The 16,986-nt window shown below is 61.6% G+C and carries 12 protein-coding genes and 1 tRNA gene; 1 reads left to right on the top strand and 12 read right to left on the bottom strand.

Features of this window, described 5'->3' with window-relative positions; translation table 11 throughout:
* Positions 1-96: 96 nt before the first annotated feature.
* The 7 genes from fusA to rplJ all read right to left on the bottom strand — a co-directional run bounded on the left by fusA (position 97) and on the right by rplJ (position 13,301).
* A complete protein-coding gene (fusA, locus tag FEZ63_RS21025) occupies positions 97-2,172 on the bottom strand; it encodes an elongation factor G (RefSeq protein WP_150948201.1) in 2,076 nt (691 codons plus the stop codon).
* Positions 2,173-2,197: 25 nt separating this feature from the next.
* Positions 2,198-2,668: a 30S ribosomal protein S7 gene (rpsG, locus tag FEZ63_RS21030; protein ID WP_150948206.1), complete on the bottom strand. Its 471-nt coding sequence runs from the start codon at positions 2,666-2,668 to the stop codon at positions 2,198-2,200.
* 35 nt (positions 2,669-2,703) lie between these two features.
* On the bottom strand, positions 2,704-3,075 hold the full coding sequence (rpsL, locus tag FEZ63_RS21035) for a 30S ribosomal protein S12 (RefSeq protein ID WP_114189441.1): 372 nt from the start codon (positions 3,073-3,075) through the stop codon (positions 2,704-2,706).
* A 588-nt stretch (positions 3,076-3,663) separates the two neighbouring features.
* Entirely contained in the window at positions 3,664-7,839 is a 4,176-nt protein-coding gene (gene rpoC, locus FEZ63_RS21040) for a DNA-directed RNA polymerase subunit beta' (protein ID WP_150948208.1), read from the bottom strand.
* A gap of 125 nt (positions 7,840-7,964) precedes the next feature.
* Positions 7,965-12,095, bottom strand: coding sequence for a DNA-directed RNA polymerase subunit beta (gene rpoB, locus FEZ63_RS21045; protein ID WP_150948211.1), 4,131 nt, complete (start codon positions 12,093-12,095; stop codon positions 7,965-7,967).
* A gap of 263 nt (positions 12,096-12,358) precedes the next feature.
* Positions 12,359-12,730 carry a 50S ribosomal protein L7/L12 gene (gene rplL / locus FEZ63_RS21050; protein ID WP_150948214.1) on the bottom strand — a complete coding sequence of 124 codons (372 nt, stop codon included), beginning with the start codon at positions 12,728-12,730 and terminating at the stop codon, positions 12,359-12,361.
* 52 nt (positions 12,731-12,782) lie between these two features.
* Entirely contained in the window at positions 12,783-13,301 is a 519-nt protein-coding gene (gene rplJ, locus FEZ63_RS21055) for a 50S ribosomal protein L10 (protein WP_150948219.1), read from the bottom strand.
* Between the two features lie 673 nt (positions 13,302-13,974).
* Between rplJ and FEZ63_RS21060 the strand changes: the two genes are divergently transcribed.
* Complete coding sequence (locus FEZ63_RS21060) at positions 13,975-14,316, top strand: hypothetical protein (protein WP_150948221.1); 342 nt, start codon at positions 13,975-13,977, stop codon at positions 14,314-14,316.
* A gap of 81 nt (positions 14,317-14,397) precedes the next feature.
* On the opposite strand, the gene rplA is transcribed toward FEZ63_RS21060, so the two are convergent.
* The 5 genes from rplA to FEZ63_RS21085 all read right to left on the bottom strand — a co-directional run bounded on the left by rplA (position 14,398) and on the right by FEZ63_RS21085 (position 16,868).
* Positions 14,398-15,099 (bottom strand): 50S ribosomal protein L1, encoded by a 702-nt coding sequence (rplA, locus tag FEZ63_RS21065; RefSeq protein ID WP_150948404.1) that lies wholly within the window; start codon positions 15,097-15,099, stop codon positions 14,398-14,400.
* An 11-nt stretch (positions 15,100-15,110) separates the two neighbouring features.
* Positions 15,111-15,542 (bottom strand): 50S ribosomal protein L11, encoded by a 432-nt coding sequence (gene rplK, locus FEZ63_RS21070; RefSeq protein WP_150948407.1) that lies wholly within the window; start codon positions 15,540-15,542, stop codon positions 15,111-15,113.
* 340 nt (positions 15,543-15,882) lie between these two features.
* Positions 15,883-16,416 (bottom strand): transcription termination/antitermination protein NusG, encoded by a 534-nt coding sequence (nusG, locus tag FEZ63_RS21075; protein ID WP_150948224.1) that lies wholly within the window; start codon positions 16,414-16,416, stop codon positions 15,883-15,885.
* A 12-nt stretch (positions 16,417-16,428) separates the two neighbouring features.
* On the bottom strand, positions 16,429-16,629 hold the full coding sequence (gene secE / locus FEZ63_RS21080; protein ID WP_150948227.1) for a preprotein translocase subunit SecE: 201 nt from the start codon (positions 16,627-16,629) through the stop codon (positions 16,429-16,431).
* Between the two features lie 162 nt (positions 16,630-16,791).
* Positions 16,792-16,868: transfer RNA gene (locus tag FEZ63_RS21085), tRNA-Trp, on the bottom strand.
* Positions 16,869-16,986 lie beyond the last annotated feature (118 nt).

Here is a 16,986-nt window from a genome sequence, read left to right on the forward strand (position 1 = left end):
CGTCCCGATATTGCAGTGCGGCTTGTTCCGCTGAAACTTTTCCTTGCCCATCGTGGCACCCGTTCCTTTATTCCAAAAATATTAGCTTGAGTGGGTTCAGGCGTATTTCGCCTGAACCTCGGCAGCCACGTTCGACGGCACCTGTTCGTAGTGGTCGAACTGCATCGTGTAGTTAGCCCGGCCCTGGCTCATGCCACGCAGGGTGTTCACGTAACCGAACATGTTGGCCAGCGGCACCATCGCGTTGATGACGACCGCGTTGCCGCGCATGTCCTGGCCCTGGATCTGGCCACGCCGTGAATTCAAGTCACCGATCACGGAGCCGGTGTAATCCTCAGGCGTCACGACCTCGACCTTCATGATCGGCTCGAGAAGAACCGAAGCGCCCTTCTGGAGACCTTCACGAAGCGCCGCACGAGAGGCGATTTCGAAGGCGAGTGCCGACGAGTCGACTTCGTGGAACGCGCCGTCGATCAGCTCGACCTTGACGTCCACCACCGGGAAGCCGGCGATCACGCCAGCGCCGATGACCGATTGCAGGCCCTTTTCGACACCGGGGATGTATTCCCTCGGAACCGAGCCGCCGACGATCTTCGAGTCGAAGGCAAAGCCCGCACCCTGCTCGTTCGGCTGGATCACCAGCTTGACGCGAGCGAACTGACCGGTACCGCCGGTCTGCTTCTTATGGGTGTAGTCGATCTCGACCTTCTTGGTGATCGTCTCGCGATAAGCCACCTGCGGCGCGCCGATATTCGCATCGACCTTGTAGGTGCGACGAAGAATGTCGACCTTGATGTCGAGATGAAGCTCGCCCATGCCCTTCAGGATGGTCTGACCGGATTCCTGATCGGTCGAGACGCGGAACGACGGATCCTCTGCCGCGAGCTTCGCGAGAGCCAGACCAAGCTTTTCCTGGTCCGCCTTCGACTTCGGCTCGATGGCGATCTCGATGACGGGTTCGGGGAACTCCATTTTCTCAAGGATCACGGCCTTCAGCGGATCGCACAGCGTGTCACCGGTGCGGACATCCTTGAGGCCGGCCAGGGCAACGATGTCGCCGGCATATGCCTCTTTGATGTCTTCGCGGTTATTCGCATGCATGAGAAGCATGCGGCCGACGCGCTCTTTCTTGTCGCGGGTCGAGTTGAGAAGGGAAGCACCCGTCTCGACCTTGCCCGAATAGACGCGGCAGAACGTGATCGTGCCGACGAAAGGATCGTCCATGATCTTGAACGCGAGCATCGAGAAGGGATCCTCGTCCGTCGGACGGCGCAGGATCGGCTCTTCGGTCTTGAAGTCCAGACCTTCGATGCCTTCGCGGTCCGCCGGCGACGGCAGGAAATCCACGACGGCGTCGAGCAGGGGCTGAACGCCCTTGTTCTTGAAGGCCGAACCGCACAGGACCGGATGGAAGGCGCGACGCTGCACGGCGGTGCGGATGAGGCGACGCAGGGTCACATCGTCCGGCTCCTGGCCGTCCAGGTAGGCCACCATCGCGTCGTCGTCCATCTCGACAGCCGCTTCGATGAGCTTGCCGCGATATTCCAGCGCCTGATCCTTCAGCTCGGCCGGGATCTCGACCTCGTCGAAGCTCGCCCCGAGGGACTCGCCGGACCAGACCAGCGCCTTCATCTTGATGAGGTCAATGACACCCTTGAAATCGCTTTCAGCGCCGACCGGCAGCTGCAGGCAGACGGGCTTTCCGGCAACGCGGTCGATGATATCGGCCACGCACTTGAAGAAGTCCGCGCCGGTCTTGTCCATCTTGTTGACGAACACGATGCGCGGCACGTCATACTTGTCGGCCTGGCGCCAGACGGTCTCGGTCTGCGGCTCGACGCCCTGGTTGCCGTCGAGGACGCAGACTGCGCCGTCAAGAACGCGCAACGAACGCTCGACCTCGATGGTGAAATCCACGTGGCCGGGGGTGTCGATGATGTTCAGGCGCTTGTCGTGCCAGAAACAGGTGGTCGCAGCAGACGTGATCGTGATGCCACGCTCCTGCTCCTGTTCCATCCAGTCCATGGTGGCGGCGCCTTCGTGGACTTCGCCGATCTTGTGCGACTTGCCGGTGTAATAGAGAATACGCTCGGTCGTCGTCGTCTTGCCGGCATCGATGTGGGCCATGATGCCGAAGTTACGGTAGTCCTGAATCGCATGCGTGCGGGGCATCGCTTAGTTCCTCAAGGTCCAGCCGTTACCAGCGATAATGCGAGAACGCACGGTTGGCTTCCGCCATCCGGTGGGTATCTTCGCGCTTCTTCACCGCGTTGCCGCGGTTGTTCGATGCATCCAGCAACTCGGCCGACAGACGATCGACCATGGTCTTGTCGTTGCGGCCGCGAGCAGCCTGGATGATCCAGCGAATGGCCAGCGCCTGACGACGCTCCATGCGAACCTCGACCGGGACCTGATAGGTCGCGCCGCCAACACGGCGGGAGCGAACTTCGATCGCCGGAGCGACGTTGTCGAGCGCCTGCTTGAACACTTCAAGCGGGTTCGCCTTGGCGCGCCCCTCGATGATGTCGAACGCACCGTAAACGATGCCTTCGGCAGCAGACTTCTTGCCGTCGTACATGATGGAATTCATGAACTTGGTGACGACGATATCGCCGAACTTGGCGTCCGGAATAATCTCGCGCTTTTCAGCGCTATGGCGGCGGGACATGAGCTGGCTCCGACCTCAATAATAAGTTTGGCGGCTTACTTCGGCCGCTTCGCGCCGTACTTCGAACGACGCTGCTTACGATTCTTCACACCCTGCGTGTCGAGGACACCGCGAATGATGTGATAACGGACACCCGGAAGGTCCTTCACGCGGCCGCCGCGGATCATCACCACGGAGTGCTCTTGAAGGTTGTGGCCCTCGCCCGGGATATAACCGATGACTTCAAAGCCATTGGTCAAACGAACCTTTGCGACCTTACGAAGCGCCGAGTTCGGCTTCTTCGGCGTCGTGGTGTAAACGCGCGTGCACACACCCCGCTTCTGCGGGCAGGCCTCAAGCGCGGGAACCTTATTCCGGCTCTTTTGCGCCGTCCGCGGCTTGCGGATCAGCTGACTGATCGTTGGCATCCTCTGCCCTCTTTCACCGGCCACCCAAGGTGGCTTTGCGTGTCTTCAACGGTGGAACGCCATAACGGGCGTCCCGGCAAGCCCGAAGGCTTGCACAAAACGAAGCCGCGCCATTGGCGAATATGCCCTTAGCGCGGTGCCTGCAGAGGATTACGGCGAACCGCAATCGTGCCCTATATCTGACGTCTGTCAGTCAAGGTTGAGTTCGACAGCGTTTAGGTCGCCTCCGTCGAAACTCGTCGTTTCGACTCGCAAATACCTACAGCCCGTCGGAAAGTCCGGTTTCTCTAGCCCCCGAGTCGATAAAAGTCAACTCGTTTCGCCAGAGAACCCTTGGGCGCAAGGCCTGCGACCCGTTGACCGCCCCTGCCCCCTCGGCTGCCGCGCCAGAATCTTCCAAGAATGTCCTTGGGGAAGCTGTTTTGGTGCGCCGCAAGGCTGAATTCGCCCGAAAAAGCGCCGAAGAAAATAAATCTCCGGCCTTTTCGGAAGCGTCGGTGCAGGAGCCCTTAAGGTCGTTTTGCGCCCGGCCCTCAAAAGAAAAGAGGCCGCCCGAAGGCGGCCTCTCCCAAGCTTGTCCTTTAGGCCTTACTCGGCCGCTGGCGGCAGCTCGCTGAGCTGCGCCTTCGACTCGGCCCGCTTCTGCTGCAGGATCAACTGGTCGCGGTGAGCCGCCACGGCCTTGATCTGGGCGTTCATCGCGCCCGTACCGGCCGGGATCAGGCTGCCCACGATCACGTTCTCCTTGAGGCCCTCGAGGGTGTCGACCTTGCCGTTGACCGCCGCCTCGGTGAGGACGCGGGTGGTCTCCTGGAAGGACGCCGCCGAGATGAAGGAGCGGGTCTGGAGCGACGCCTTGGTGATGCCGAGCAGAACCGGCACGCCGACGGCGGGCTTCTTCTTCTCGGAGACCATGCGCTCGTTGATCTCTTCCATCTCGAGCCGGTCGACCTGCTCGCCCGTCATCAGCTCGGTATCGCCGCCATCGGTGATTTCCACCTTCTGCAGCATCTGCCGAACGATGACCTCGATGTGCTTGTCGTTGATCAACACGCCCTGAAGCCGGTAGACCTCCTGGATCTCGTTCACGAGGTAGGCAGCCAGTTCCTCGACGCCCTTGATCGCAAGGATGTCGTGCGGAGCCGGGTTGCCGTCCACGATGAAGTCGCCCAGTTCGACCACGTCGCCGTCCTGCAAGTGGATGTGCTTGCCCTTCGGGATCAGGTATTCGACCGGCTCGGAGCCATCGTGCGGAGTCAGCGTCAGGCGACGCTTGTTCTTGTAGTCGCGGCCGAACAGGATCGTGCCGGACTTCTCCGCGATGATGGCCGCATCCTTCGGACGCCGCGCCTCGAACAGCTCCGCCACGCGCGGCAGACCGCCCGTGATGTCGCGGGTCTTGGCGCTCTCGGTCGACACACGGGCGATGACGTCGCCCGCCTTGACCTTGGAGCCCGGATCGGCCGCGAGGATCGCATCGACCGCCAGCAGGTAACGAGCGTCACCGCCGCGAGCAACCTTGGCGATCTTGCCGCCCTTGCCTTCGATGATGACCGCCGGACGCAAATCCGCCGTGCGGGCGGAAGAACGCCAGTCGATGACCACGCGCTTGGCGATGCCGGTCGACTCGTCCATCGTCTCGATCATCGACGCGCCGTCGACGAGATCCTCATACGCCACCACACCATCGACTTCCGTGAGGATGGGGCGGGTGTAAGGATCCCATTCGGCGATGCGCTGACCGCGCTTGATGGTGTCGCCCTCGTCCACCTTGAGACGCGAGCCGTATTGCAGGCGGTGAACCGAGCGCTCGGCGCCGTCGGGACCGGTGATGACCACCGCGACGTTGCGGCCCATGACGATCAGATCGCCATCGGAGTTGCGCGCGATGTTCTTGTTGCGGAAGCTGATCGTGCCTTCGAAGTTCGACTCGAAGAACGACGAATCCGCAATCTGCGCCGCACCACCGATGTGGAAGGTGCGCATGGTGAGCTGGGTGCCCGGCTCGCCGATCGACTGCGCGGCGATGACGCCGACAGCCTCGCCGTGGTTGACGGGCGTGCCGCGGGCCAGGTCGCGGCCATAGCAGGTGGCGCAGACGCCGTTCTTGGACTCGCAGACGAGCACCGAACGGATCTTCACTTCCTGAATGCCCGCAGCCGTGATGGCTTCGAGGTGTTGCTCCTCGATCATCGTGCCCTTCTTGACGATGACCTTGCCCTCGATGTTGACGAGGTCTTCGGCCGTCGAGCGTCCGAGGATGCGCGAACCGAGCGAGGCGACCACCTGGCCGGCATCGACGATGGCGCGCATGCGGATGCCGCGCTCGGTGCCGCAATCGTCCTCACGGATGACCGCGTCCTGAGCGACGTCCACGAGACGACGGGTCAGGTAGCCCGAATTCGCCGTCTTGAGCGCCGTATCGGCGAGACCCTTACGGGCGCCGTGGGTCGAGTTGAAGTACTCGAGAACGTCGAGGCCTTCCTTGAAGTTCGAGATGATCGGCGTCTCGATGATCTCGCCCGACGGCTTGGCCATGAGGCCGCGCATCGCCGCGAGCTGCTTCATCTGGGCCGGCGAACCACGCGCACCCGAATGGGACATCATGTAGATCGAGTTGACCGGCTTGTCGCGGCCGTCCTTGTCCTTATGGACCGCCGAGATGCGGTTCATCATCTCGCCGGCGAGACGATCCGAGCATTTCGCCCAGGCGTCCACGACCTTGTTGTACTTCTCACCCTGGGTGATCAGGCCGTCCTGATACTGCTGCTCGTAATCCTTCGCGAGCGCGCGGGTCTCGTCGACGATCTCCCACTTGTTCTCGGGGATCACCATGTCGTCCTTGCCGAACGAGATGCCGGCCTTGAACGCGTTGTAGAACCCGAGCTTCATGATGCGATCGCAGAAGATGACCGACTCCTTCTGACCGCAATGCCGATAGACGGCATCGATCATGTTGGAGATCTCCTTCTTGGTCATGAGCTTGTTCACGACATCGAAGGGAAGCGCCGGATGCGAGGGAACGAGCTTGGACAGCATCACGCGGCCGGCTGTCGTCTCGACGATCTTGGACATCGGCTTGCCGTCTTCGCCGAGGCCTTCCCAGCGATAGCGGATCTTGGTGTGGAGCGTGATGACCTTCTCGTGCAGCGCATGCTCGATCTCGCCCATGTCGGCGAACGCCTTGCCCTGACCCGGCTCGCCGTCGGAGGCGATCGAGAGGTAGTAGAGGCCAAGGACGATGTCCTGCGACGGCACGATGATCGGCTGACCATTCGCCGGATGCAGGATGTTGTTCGTCGACATCATGAGGACGCGCGCTTCAAGCTGCGCCTCGAGCGAGAGCGGCACGTGGACGGCCATCTGGTCGCCGTCGAAATCCGCGTTGAACGCGGCGCAGACGAGCGGGTGCAGCTGGATCGCCTTGCCCTCGATCAGGGTGGGCTCGAACGCCTGGATGCCGAGGCGGTGAAGCGTCGGCGCACGGTTGAGAAGCACGGGATGCTCGCGGATGACCTCGTCGAGGATGTCCCAGACTTCCGGCTTCTCCTTCTCGACGAGCTTCTTCGCCTGCTTGACGGTGGCGGACAGGCCGCGCGCATCGAGCTTGGCGTAGATGAACGGCTTGAAGAGTTCGAGCGCCATCTTCTTCGGCAGGCCGCATTGATGGAGCTTGAGCTCCGGACCCACGACGATGACCGAACGACCCGAATAATCGACGCGCTTGCCGAGCAGGTTCTGGCGGAACCGGCCCTGCTTGCCCTTGAGCATGTCGGCGAGCGACTTCAGGGGACGCTTGTTGGCGCCCGTGATGACGCGGCCACGGCGGCCGTTGTCGAATAGCGCATCGACGGCCTCCTGCAGCATGCGCTTCTCGTTGCGGATGATGATGTCCGGCGCGCGCAGTTCGATCAGCCGCTTCAGGCGGTTGTTGCGGTTGATGACCCGGCGGTAGAGATCGTTCAGATCCGACGTGGCGAAACGGCCGCCATCGAGCGGAACGAGCGGGCGCAGATCCGGCGGGATCACCGGAACGACGGTCAGGATCATCCATTCCGGCTTGTTGCCGGACATCAGGAACGCTTCGATGATCTTGAGGCGCTTGAGAAGTTTCTTGGGCTTCAGCTCCGACGTCGTCGTGGCGATTTCCTCGCGCGTATCCGCCGCCACTTTCTCCAGGTCGAGTTCCTGCAGAATGCGACGGATGGCTTCCGCGCCGATCATGGCCGTGAAGGAATCCTCACCGAACTCGTCTTGAGCGCGGATGTATTCCTCTTCCGACAGGAGCTGACGGTCCTTCAGCGGCGAAAGGCCGGCATCCACCACGATGTAGGATTCGAAGTAGAGGATGCGCTCGAGATCTTTCAGCGTCATGTCGAGCAGAAGACCGATGCGGCTCGGCAGCGACTTGAGGAACCAGATATGCGCGACCGGGGCTGCCAGTTCGATATGGCCCATGCGATCGCGCCGAACGCGCGCAAGCGTCACCTCGACGCCGCACTTCTCGCAGATCACGCCCTTGTATTTCATCCGCTTGTACTTGCCGCACAAGCATTCGTAGTCCTTGATGGGTCCAAAAATACGCGCACAGAACAAGCCGTCGCGCTCGGGCTTGAAAGTGCGGTAGTTGATGGTCTCGGGCTTTTTGATTTCGCCATAAGACCAGGACAGAATCTTCTCAGGGCTCGCGATCGAGATCTTGATCTGATCGAAGCTCTGCGGCTGCGCCGTTTGGTTGAAAAGATTCATGACCTCTTGATTCATCGCCAGCTCCTAAAACCTCGAAGGTGTCATGGCCGGACAGAAAATCCGGCCATCTCTTGGTCTGAGAGGGTGTTGCCCTCTCGGGGTCGAGATCCCCGGGTCAAGCCCGGGGATGACGATGTTGATTACTCGGCCGCTTCGGACGGGGGCAATTGCTCCGTCTCGTTGGCAGCCTTCTTGGAATTCGTCAGCTCGACGTTCAGGCCGAGCGAGCGCATTTCCTTCACGAGAACGTTGAAGCTCTCCGGAATGCCCGACTCGAAGGTGTCGTCGCCGCGCACGATGGCCTCGTAGACCTTGGTGCGGCCGGCCACGTCGTCCGACTTGACGGTCAGCATTTCCTGAAGCGTGTAGGCCGCGCCGTAAGCCTCGAGCGCCCACACTTCCATCTCGCCGAAGCGCTGTCCGCCGAACTGCGCCTTTCCGCCCAGCGGCTGCTGGGTGACGAGGCTGTACGGACCGATGGAGCGCGCGTGGATCTTGTCGTCCACCAGGTGGTGAAGCTTCAGCATATAGATGTAGCCCACCGTCACCTTGCGGTCGAACGGCTCGCCGGTGCGTCCGTCATAGAGCGTCACCTGACCGGACGGATCGAGACCCGCCTTCTGCAGCATGAACTCGATATCGGATTCCTTCGCGCCGTCGAAGACGGGGGTCGCGAAGGGAACGCCGCGGCGCAGGTTGTGACCGAGCTCGGCGAGCTCGCTATCCGACGCCTGGTCGATTTCCGGCATGTTGCCGTAGATCGACACGAGCTGATCGCGAAGGCCCTTCGACTGGCCGGACTTCAGATACGCGTCGACGGCTGCTGCGACCTGCTTGCCGAGACCGGCGGCAGCCCACCCGAGATGGGTCTCGAGGATCTGACCGACGTTCATGCGGCTCGGCACGCCGAGCGGGTTCAGCACGATGTCCGCATGCGTTCCGTCGTCCAGGAACGGCATGTCTTCGATCGCGACGATCCGCGACACCACGCCCTTGTTGCCGTGACGGCCGGCCATCTTGTCGCCCGGCTGGATCTTGCGCTTCACGGCCACGAAGACCTTGACCATCTTCATCACGCCGGGAGGAAGCTCGTCGCCGCGCTGCAGCTTCTCGACCTTGTCGAGGAACCGCTGTTCGAGACGCTTCTTCGACTCGTCGTACTGCTTCTGGATGGCCTCGATCTCGGTCATCATCGCGTCGTTGTCGACGGCGAACTGCCACCATTGCGAACGCGGATACTCGGCAAGGAGCTCGCGCGACACCTTGGTGTCCTTCTTGAAGCCCTTCGGCCCCGCAACCGCCGTCTGCCCGTTCAGGATCTCGGCCAGACGCGCATAGGTGTTGCGGTCCAGGATCGCCTGCTCGTCGTCGCGGTCTTTCGCCAGACGCTCGATCTCTTCGCGTTCGATCGCCTGGGCGCGCTCGTCCTTGTCGACGCCGTGACGGTTGAACACGCGCACTTCCACGATCGTGCCCGTAACGCCGGGCGGGACGCGCAAGGAGGTGTCGCGAACGTCGGACGCCTTCTCGCCGAAGATGGCGCGCAGGAGCTTCTCTTCCGGCGTCATCGGGCTTTCGCCCTTCGGCGTGATCTTGCCGACGAGGATGTCGCCCGCGTGAACCTCGGCGCCGATATACACGATGCCGGCTTCGTCCAGGTTCTTCAGCGCTTCTTCCGAGACGTTCGGAATATCGCGCGTGATTTCCTCAGGACCAAGCTTGGTGTCGCGGGCCATCACTTCGAATTCTTCGATGTGGATCGACGTGAACACGTCGTCCTTCACGATCCGCTCGGAGAGCAGGATCGAGTCCTCGAAGTTGTAGCCGTTCCACGGCATGAACGCGACGAGCACGTTGCGGCCAAGCGCCAGTTCGCCGAGTTCCGTCGACGGACCGTCCGCAATGATGTCGCCCTTGCGGACCACGTCGCCGGCGCGGATCAGCGGCTTCTGCGTGATGCAGGTCGACTGGTTCGAGCGCTGGAACTTCTGCAGGCGGTAGATGTCGACGCCGGCCCGGGTCGGGTCGGTTTCCTCGGTGGCGCGGATGACGATACGGGTCGCATCGACCTGATCGACAACGCCAGCCCGGCGGGCCGCAATCGCCGCACCGGAATCCCGTGCCACGACCGCTTCCATGCCGGTTCCGACGAACGGTGCATCGGCCTGCACGAGAGGCACGGCCTGACGCTGCATGTTCGAGCCCATGAGCGCGCGGTTCGCGTCGTCGTTCTCGAGGAACGGGATGAGCGCTGCCGCCACCGACACGAGCTGCTTCGGCGATACGTCCATGAGATCGACGCGATCCGGCGGAACCACGATGTTGTCGCCGGCGCGGCGGCAGACCACGAGGTCGTCCGTCAGGATGCTGTTCGCGTCCATGACCGAGTTCGCCTGGGCGACGTTGTACTTCGCCTCTTCCATGGCCGACAGGTAGATGACGTCCGTCGTTACCTTCGAGTCCTTGACGCGGCGGAACGGCGTTTCGATGAAGCCGTACTTGTTCACGCGGGCGAAAGTCGCCAGCGAGTTGATGAGACCGATATTCGGGCCTTCCGGCGTCTCGATCGGGCAGATGCGGCCGTAATGGGTCGGGTGCACGTCGCGCACTTCGAAGCCGGCGCGTTCGCGGGTCAGACCGCCCGGGCCAAGCGCCGAAAGACGACGCTTGTGCGTGACTTCGGAGAGCGGGTTGGTCTGGTCCATGAACTGCGACAGCTGCGAGGAGCCGAAGAACTCGCGCACGGCGGCAGCCGCCGGCTTCGCGTTGATGAGGTCCTGCGGCATGACGGTGTCGATATCGACCGACGACATGCGCTCCTTGATGGCGCGCTCCATGCGGAGCAGGCCGAGGCGATATTGATTTTCCATCAATTCGCCGACGGAACGCACACGGCGGTTGCCGAGGTGATCGATGTCGTCGATTTCACCCTTGCCGTCACGCAGGTCGACGAGCGCCTTCGCCACCGCGAGGATGTCCTCGCGACGGAGCGTGCGCACGGTATCTTCCGCGTCGAGATCGAGACGCATGTTCATCTTCACGCGGCCAACGGCCGAGAGATCGTAGCGCTCGGAGTCGAAGAACAGCGAGTTGAACATGTTCTCGGCGGTTTCGAGAATCGGCGGCTCGCCCGGGCGCATGACCCGGTAGATGTCGAACAGCGCGCTCTCGCGGCCGGAGGCCTTGTCGATCGCCAGCGTGTTGCGGACATACGGGCCGACGGTCACGTGGTCGATATCGAGAACCGGGATCTCCGTGAGACCCGCCTCTTCGAGGCCCGCAAGCAACTTCTCGGTGATCTCTTCGCCGGCTTCGGCATAGATCTCACCCGTGTTTCCGTTGACGAGATCCTGGCCGATATACTGGCCATACAGGTCTTCATCAGTGGCGCGCAGGTTCTTGAGGCCCTTCTCGGCGAGCTGGCGCGCGGTCCGCACGGTCAGCTTCTTGCCGGCCTCGAGCACGACTTCGCCGGTCTTCGCATCGATCAGGTCGACGGTCGCCTTGAAGCCCTTCATGCGCTCCGCATCGAACGGAACGGTCCAGCCGGACTTGGCGCGCTTGTACACGACCTTGTTGTAGAACGTGTTGAGGATTTCCTCGCCGTCGAGACCGAGCGCATAAAGCAGCGTCGTCACCGGAAGCTTACGCTTACGGTCGATACGGGCGTACACGATGTCCTTGGCGTCGAATTCGATATCGAGCCAGGAGCCGCGATACGGAATGATGCGCGCGGCAAACAGCAGCTTGCCCGACGAATGGGTCTTGCCCTTGTCGTGGTCGAAGAACACGCCGGGCGACCGGTGCATCTGCGAGACGATGACGCGCTCGGTGCCGTTGACGATGAAGGTGCCGTTATCGGTCATGAGCGGCATGTCGCCCATGTAGACGTCCTGCTCCTTGATGTCCTTGACCGAGCGGGCGCCGGTATCCGGGTCCACATCGAACACGATCAGGCGCAGCGTCACCTTGAGGGGCGCAGAGAACGTCATGCCGCGCTGGCGGCACTCATCGACATCGTATTTCGGCGGCTCGAACGTGTATTTCACGAATTCGAGCAAGGCGGTGTTGGAAAAGTCCGAGATCGGAAACACCGACTTGAAGACAGCTTGCAATCCCTCTTCCGGCCGGCCACCCTTTGCTTCTTCGACCATCAGGAACTGGTCGTAGGATGCCTTCTGAACCTCGATGAGGTTCGGCATCTCGGCCACTTCCTTGATTTTTCCGAAGAACTTGCGAATGCGCTTCCGGCCGATCAGTGTGTTGGCCATCTGGACCTCGTTCCTCATCTACGGCTGATCGAGCATCCCGCTCACCGGGGATGGAACCCCGGGGGATGCTCGATCAGCCGCCCAGCGACTTTGAGCCGCCAGCTACCACGAAAAAATATACAGGACCGCGAGGGTCATCTCGTTGTCGTCAGAGGCTCCGGCCTCAGTGACGACACAACGGCCCCAGGCAAAACTGCCTGGGACCGCGTGTTGTTAAAGCTCCGGCTTGCGCCGGAGTGACATCGCGGCCGAAGCCGCAAAAATCACTTGAGCTCGATCTTGGCGCCGACCTTCTCGAGGGTCGCCTTGATCTTCTCGGCTTCGTCCTTGGTGACGCCTTCCTTGACGGCCTTCGGCGCACCTTCGACGAGGTCCTTGGCTTCCTTGAGGCCCAGGCCGGTGATGGCGCGGACTTCCTTAATGACTTCGATCTTCTTGTCGCCGGCAGACGCAAGAATGACCGTGAACTCGGTCTGCTCTTCGACCGCCGCAGCAGCAGCGCCCGGAGCAGCCGCAACGGCAACAGCCGCAGCAGCGGAAACGCCCCACTTCTCTTCGAGGAGCTTCGAGAGCTCGGCAGCCTCGAGAACGGTCAGCGACGACAGATCGTCAACAAGCTTGGCAAGATCAGCCATAGTTTTATGTCCTTAAGTTCGGTTCGAACGATTGATGATTGAGGTTACGGCCTCACGCCGCTTCGCCTGTCTTGGCATATTCCCCGAACACACGAGCGAGCTTCGTCGCCGGTGCGTTGACGACCTGTGCGATCTTGGTAGCCGGAGCCTGGATAAGGCCGACCAACTTGGCGCGCAATTCGTCGAGGGACGGAAGCACGGCAAGCGCCTTCACTCCGTCCACGTTCAGGGAGGTCGCGCCCATTGCGCCGCCGAGGATCACGAGCTTTTCGTTAGCCTTGGCGAAATTGACAGCGACCTTGGGCGCCGCGACCGGATCGCTCGAATATGCGATCAGTGTCGGGCCTTTTAACAGGCCCGAGATGGACGCGACGTCCGTGCCTTCGAGAGCGATCTTGGCGAGGCGGTTCTTCGCGACCTTTACGGTGGCGCCAGCCTGCTTCATCTGCGCGCGCAGGTTCTGCATGTCGGCGACCGTCAGGCCAGCATAGTGGGCGACGACGACTACGTTCGTGTTCGCAAACACGCCGTTCAGTGTCGAGACGAGCTCGCTTTTTGCTGCTCTTTCCACTGGGCTCTCTCCGGTTGGCGGATAAATCCGCCGGTTGCACCTGTCGCCTGAAGCGCCCAGACTTGCGTCCGAGGCATCTCAAGCGACGCTCTCGCAAGCCCTGTCCCCCAGTGAGCATCTTTTCAGACGCGATAGGGTGAGATGGTTCGAACCGATCTTCTTTGCTCGCTTGAAGGCGAGCGGAATAACGGCTTCCCCGTCTATGCTGGCCCTTGCGGATTAAGCTGGACATGCCAGCGCCTGCAGTCTCGGACAGGACATAGCCGGAACATGCCAAAGGTCGCCCCTTGGCTTTTCCGGCTTGTCACCGCTCCGTCACCGGAGCGGATTGGCAGCCAGAAGCCCGCATGAACGCGAAACTCCGGCCTATGTTGGAAACTCAACGCGAGTCTTTAAGCCCTTACGCGCCAAAAGCCAAGCGGCAATTGCATGGCTTTTGCATGGCATTTCGCAAGGGAAGTTAGATTGGGAATTTCAGGTGGGAGCCGAGGAAGTATTTTGCAAGGGTTGAGATTGCTCCCTTTGTGGCGGAAATCTTCGCCTCCTCGCCTCAATGGGTCGCGGGCTCCTCAATTCTTTCACGCTCGGATGAGTCCTACAACACCAGCATTGTTATTTTATTGCATTTACGGAGATCGCGGGCTATCTTTTCTCCCAGATGAGAAAACGATCTATGACCTTAAAAACTTCGGCCCTGCTTTTGATTGCGGCGAGTCTGTTGCCCATTGGGCCAGCCGCCGCGACGCCCCTTGAAGATAAGTGCCAAGCGTTAACGGCTGCCACCAAACAGGCGGAGGCGAACTCCATAGCCTTCCTCGCCGTTTATAAGGCCGACAAGACTGAGCCAAAACGGTGTGAGTATCTAAAGGCATCGGTTGCCCATTTTCGCATGTTGAAGAAGACTTTCGAGACGTGCCGCAGTTTCCATCCCAAGATGGCGGACGAGATGGTGGCGACCGCCAACGAGGTTCTGCGCGAGACGGCCGCGAAAAGTGGGTGCAAGAACTTGCGATAAGTTCCTCTCGCTGCTGAACCCAGCCGAAACAAAAAAGGCCCGGCGCGCGAACACCGGGCCTTCAATTTTGAGCGTAGGATCTTAGCTCGCCAGAACGCTCGACGGCTCGACCTTGACGCCCGGGCCCATGGTGGAGGAGACCGCCACGCGCTGGACGTAGGTGCCCTTGGAACCGGACGGCTTCGCCTTCGAGACTGCGTCGGCGAAGGCCTTGATGTTCTCGACCAGCTTGGCCGTGTCGAACGAGGCCTTGCCGATGCCGGCATGCACGATGCCGGCCTTCTCGACGCGGAACTCCACGGCGCCGCCCTTGGCAGCCTCGACGGCTCCCTTGACGTCCATGGTGACGGTGCCGACCTTCGGGTTCGGCATCATGCCGCGCGGGCCGAGCACCTTACCGAGGCGACCGACCAGCGGCATCATGTCGGGAGTCGCGATGCAGCGATCGAAGTCGATCTTGCCGCCGTTGACGGTCTCGAACAGATCCTCTGCACCGACCACGTCGGCGCCGGCCGCCTTGGCCTCATCAGCCTTGGCGCCGCGAGCGAAGACCGCTACGCGAACCGTACGGCCGGAGCCGTTCGGCAGGTTGCAAACGCCACGAACCATCTGGTCGGCGTGACGCGGATCGACGCCGAGGTTCATGGAGACTTCGATGGTCTCGTCGAACTTCGCCTTGGCGCGTTCCTTGATGAGCTTCACCGCATCTTCGATGCCGTAGAGCTTGGTGGGCTCGATGCCCTCGCGGGCTGCGCGGATGCGCTTACCTTCGTTGGATGCCATCATGCCCTCCTTTAAGCTGCCACTTCCAGGCCCATCGAGCGCGCGGAGCCCTCGATCATGGCCATGGCGGCATCAACGCTGTCGCAGTTCAGATCGACCATCTTCTTTTCGGCGATCTCGCGGATCTGGGCGCGCGAAACGCTGCCAGCCTTGTTGCCCTTGCCGGGGGTCTGCGAACCCTTTTGAAGATTCGCGGCCTTCTTGAGGAAGAAGGAAACCGGCGGCTGCTTCATCTCGAAGGTGAAGGAGCGGTCCTGATAGGCGGTGATGATCACCGGAATCGGGGTGCCCTTTTCGATCTGCGCGGTCTTCGCATTGAAGGCCTTGCAGAATTCCATGATGTTCAGACCGCGCTGACCGAGCGCGGGGCCGATCGGAGGCGACGGATTCGCCGCACCGGCCGGGACTTGGAGCTTAACGTAGCCCGAGATTTTCTTTGCCATGGGAGTCTCTCCAATGGACCAGCCGCCCGGCGCCAACCGGTCGGCATGGTAATTGAAAGGTCGCGGTACAGCCTGGAACTCCCGGATGGCGTCCGGGCAGACCTCCCGCGGATGAAGATCTCTTTCGAGATCGGTCCTGGTCGAATTTTCACTCGGCCGGGATTCTTTCTCCGTCATTCCGGGGCGCCCGAAGGCGAACCCGGAACCCATCAGCGCTGACGCCTCTAGGTTTGACGAAACCGAGGCGGCCTTTCAGGCAGCCTCGGCGAATATAGGTTCCGGGCTCTGCTTCGCAGCCCCGGAATGACGCACGGTCAAATACCGGGCGCAAATACCGGTGTCAGAGCTTTTCGACCTGACCGTATTCGAGCTCGACCGGGGTCGCCCGGCCGAAGATGGACACGGCCACCTTGAGGCGGGCGCGGCCCTCGTCGACTTCCTCGACGACGCCGTTGAACGACGCGAACGGACCATCCGACACGCGGACCTGTTCGCCGACTTCGAAGCTGACCGACGGCTTCGGATGCTCGACGCCCTCGGCGACCTGCCCCTTGATGCGCTCGGCCTCGCGGTCCGGAATCGGAACCGGCTTGGCCTTGTCGGCACCGAGGAAGCCGGTGACCTTCGGGGTATTCTTGATCAGATGGTAGACCTCGTCCGTCAGGTCGCATTTCACCAGCACGTAGCCGGGAAAGAACTTGCGCTCCGTATCGACCTTGCGGCCGCGGCGCACCTCGACGACCTTCTCGGTCGGCACCATCACTTCTTCAAATTTGTCTTCCAGCCCGCGCTGGGCCGCCTGGTCGCGAATCGACTGGGCGACCTTGTTCTCGAAGTTCGAGTAGGCGTGGACGATGTACCAACGCTTCGTCATCACATCCACCTCTTAACCACGGAAGCCGAGGAGAATCGAGCGAACCCCCCAGCCGACCGCCTGATCGACCACGAGGAAGAAGATGCTTGCAAGCACGACCATCACGAACACCATCGCGGTAGTGATCATGGTCTCCTTGCGCGTCGGCCAAGTGACCTTCGCGGCTTCGGAGCGCACCTGCGTCAAGAAATCGAACGGATTCGTCTTCGCCATCGCACTGCGTCCACATCGCACGGAGCGAATGCAAACGTCCTCTCATGGGACCATCAGGCCCAAATTGAAGGGGCGCGAAACCCGATTATGAGCCTCGCGCCGCCTGTAAAACCAGTATTCGGGGCGCTCTACTAACGCAAAACGCCCGCTTTGTCGATCCGCTGGCAGGAGTGGAGGGACTCGAACCCGCAACCCCCGGTTTTGGAGACCGGTGCTCTAGCCAGTTGAGCTACACTCCTCCGGCGGATCACAGGTGACGTAAGGCCATCACCTGGAACTGTAAAGGGCTGAACGCCTAAGTTCAGTCCATGACCTGCGCGACGACGCCGGCACCGACGGTGCGGCCGCCTTCGCGGA

Origin of the sequence: Microvirga brassicacearum, from assembly GCF_008757455.1 — a bacterium.
Taxonomy (GTDB): Bacteria; Pseudomonadota; Alphaproteobacteria; order Rhizobiales; family Beijerinckiaceae; genus Microvirga; species Microvirga brassicacearum.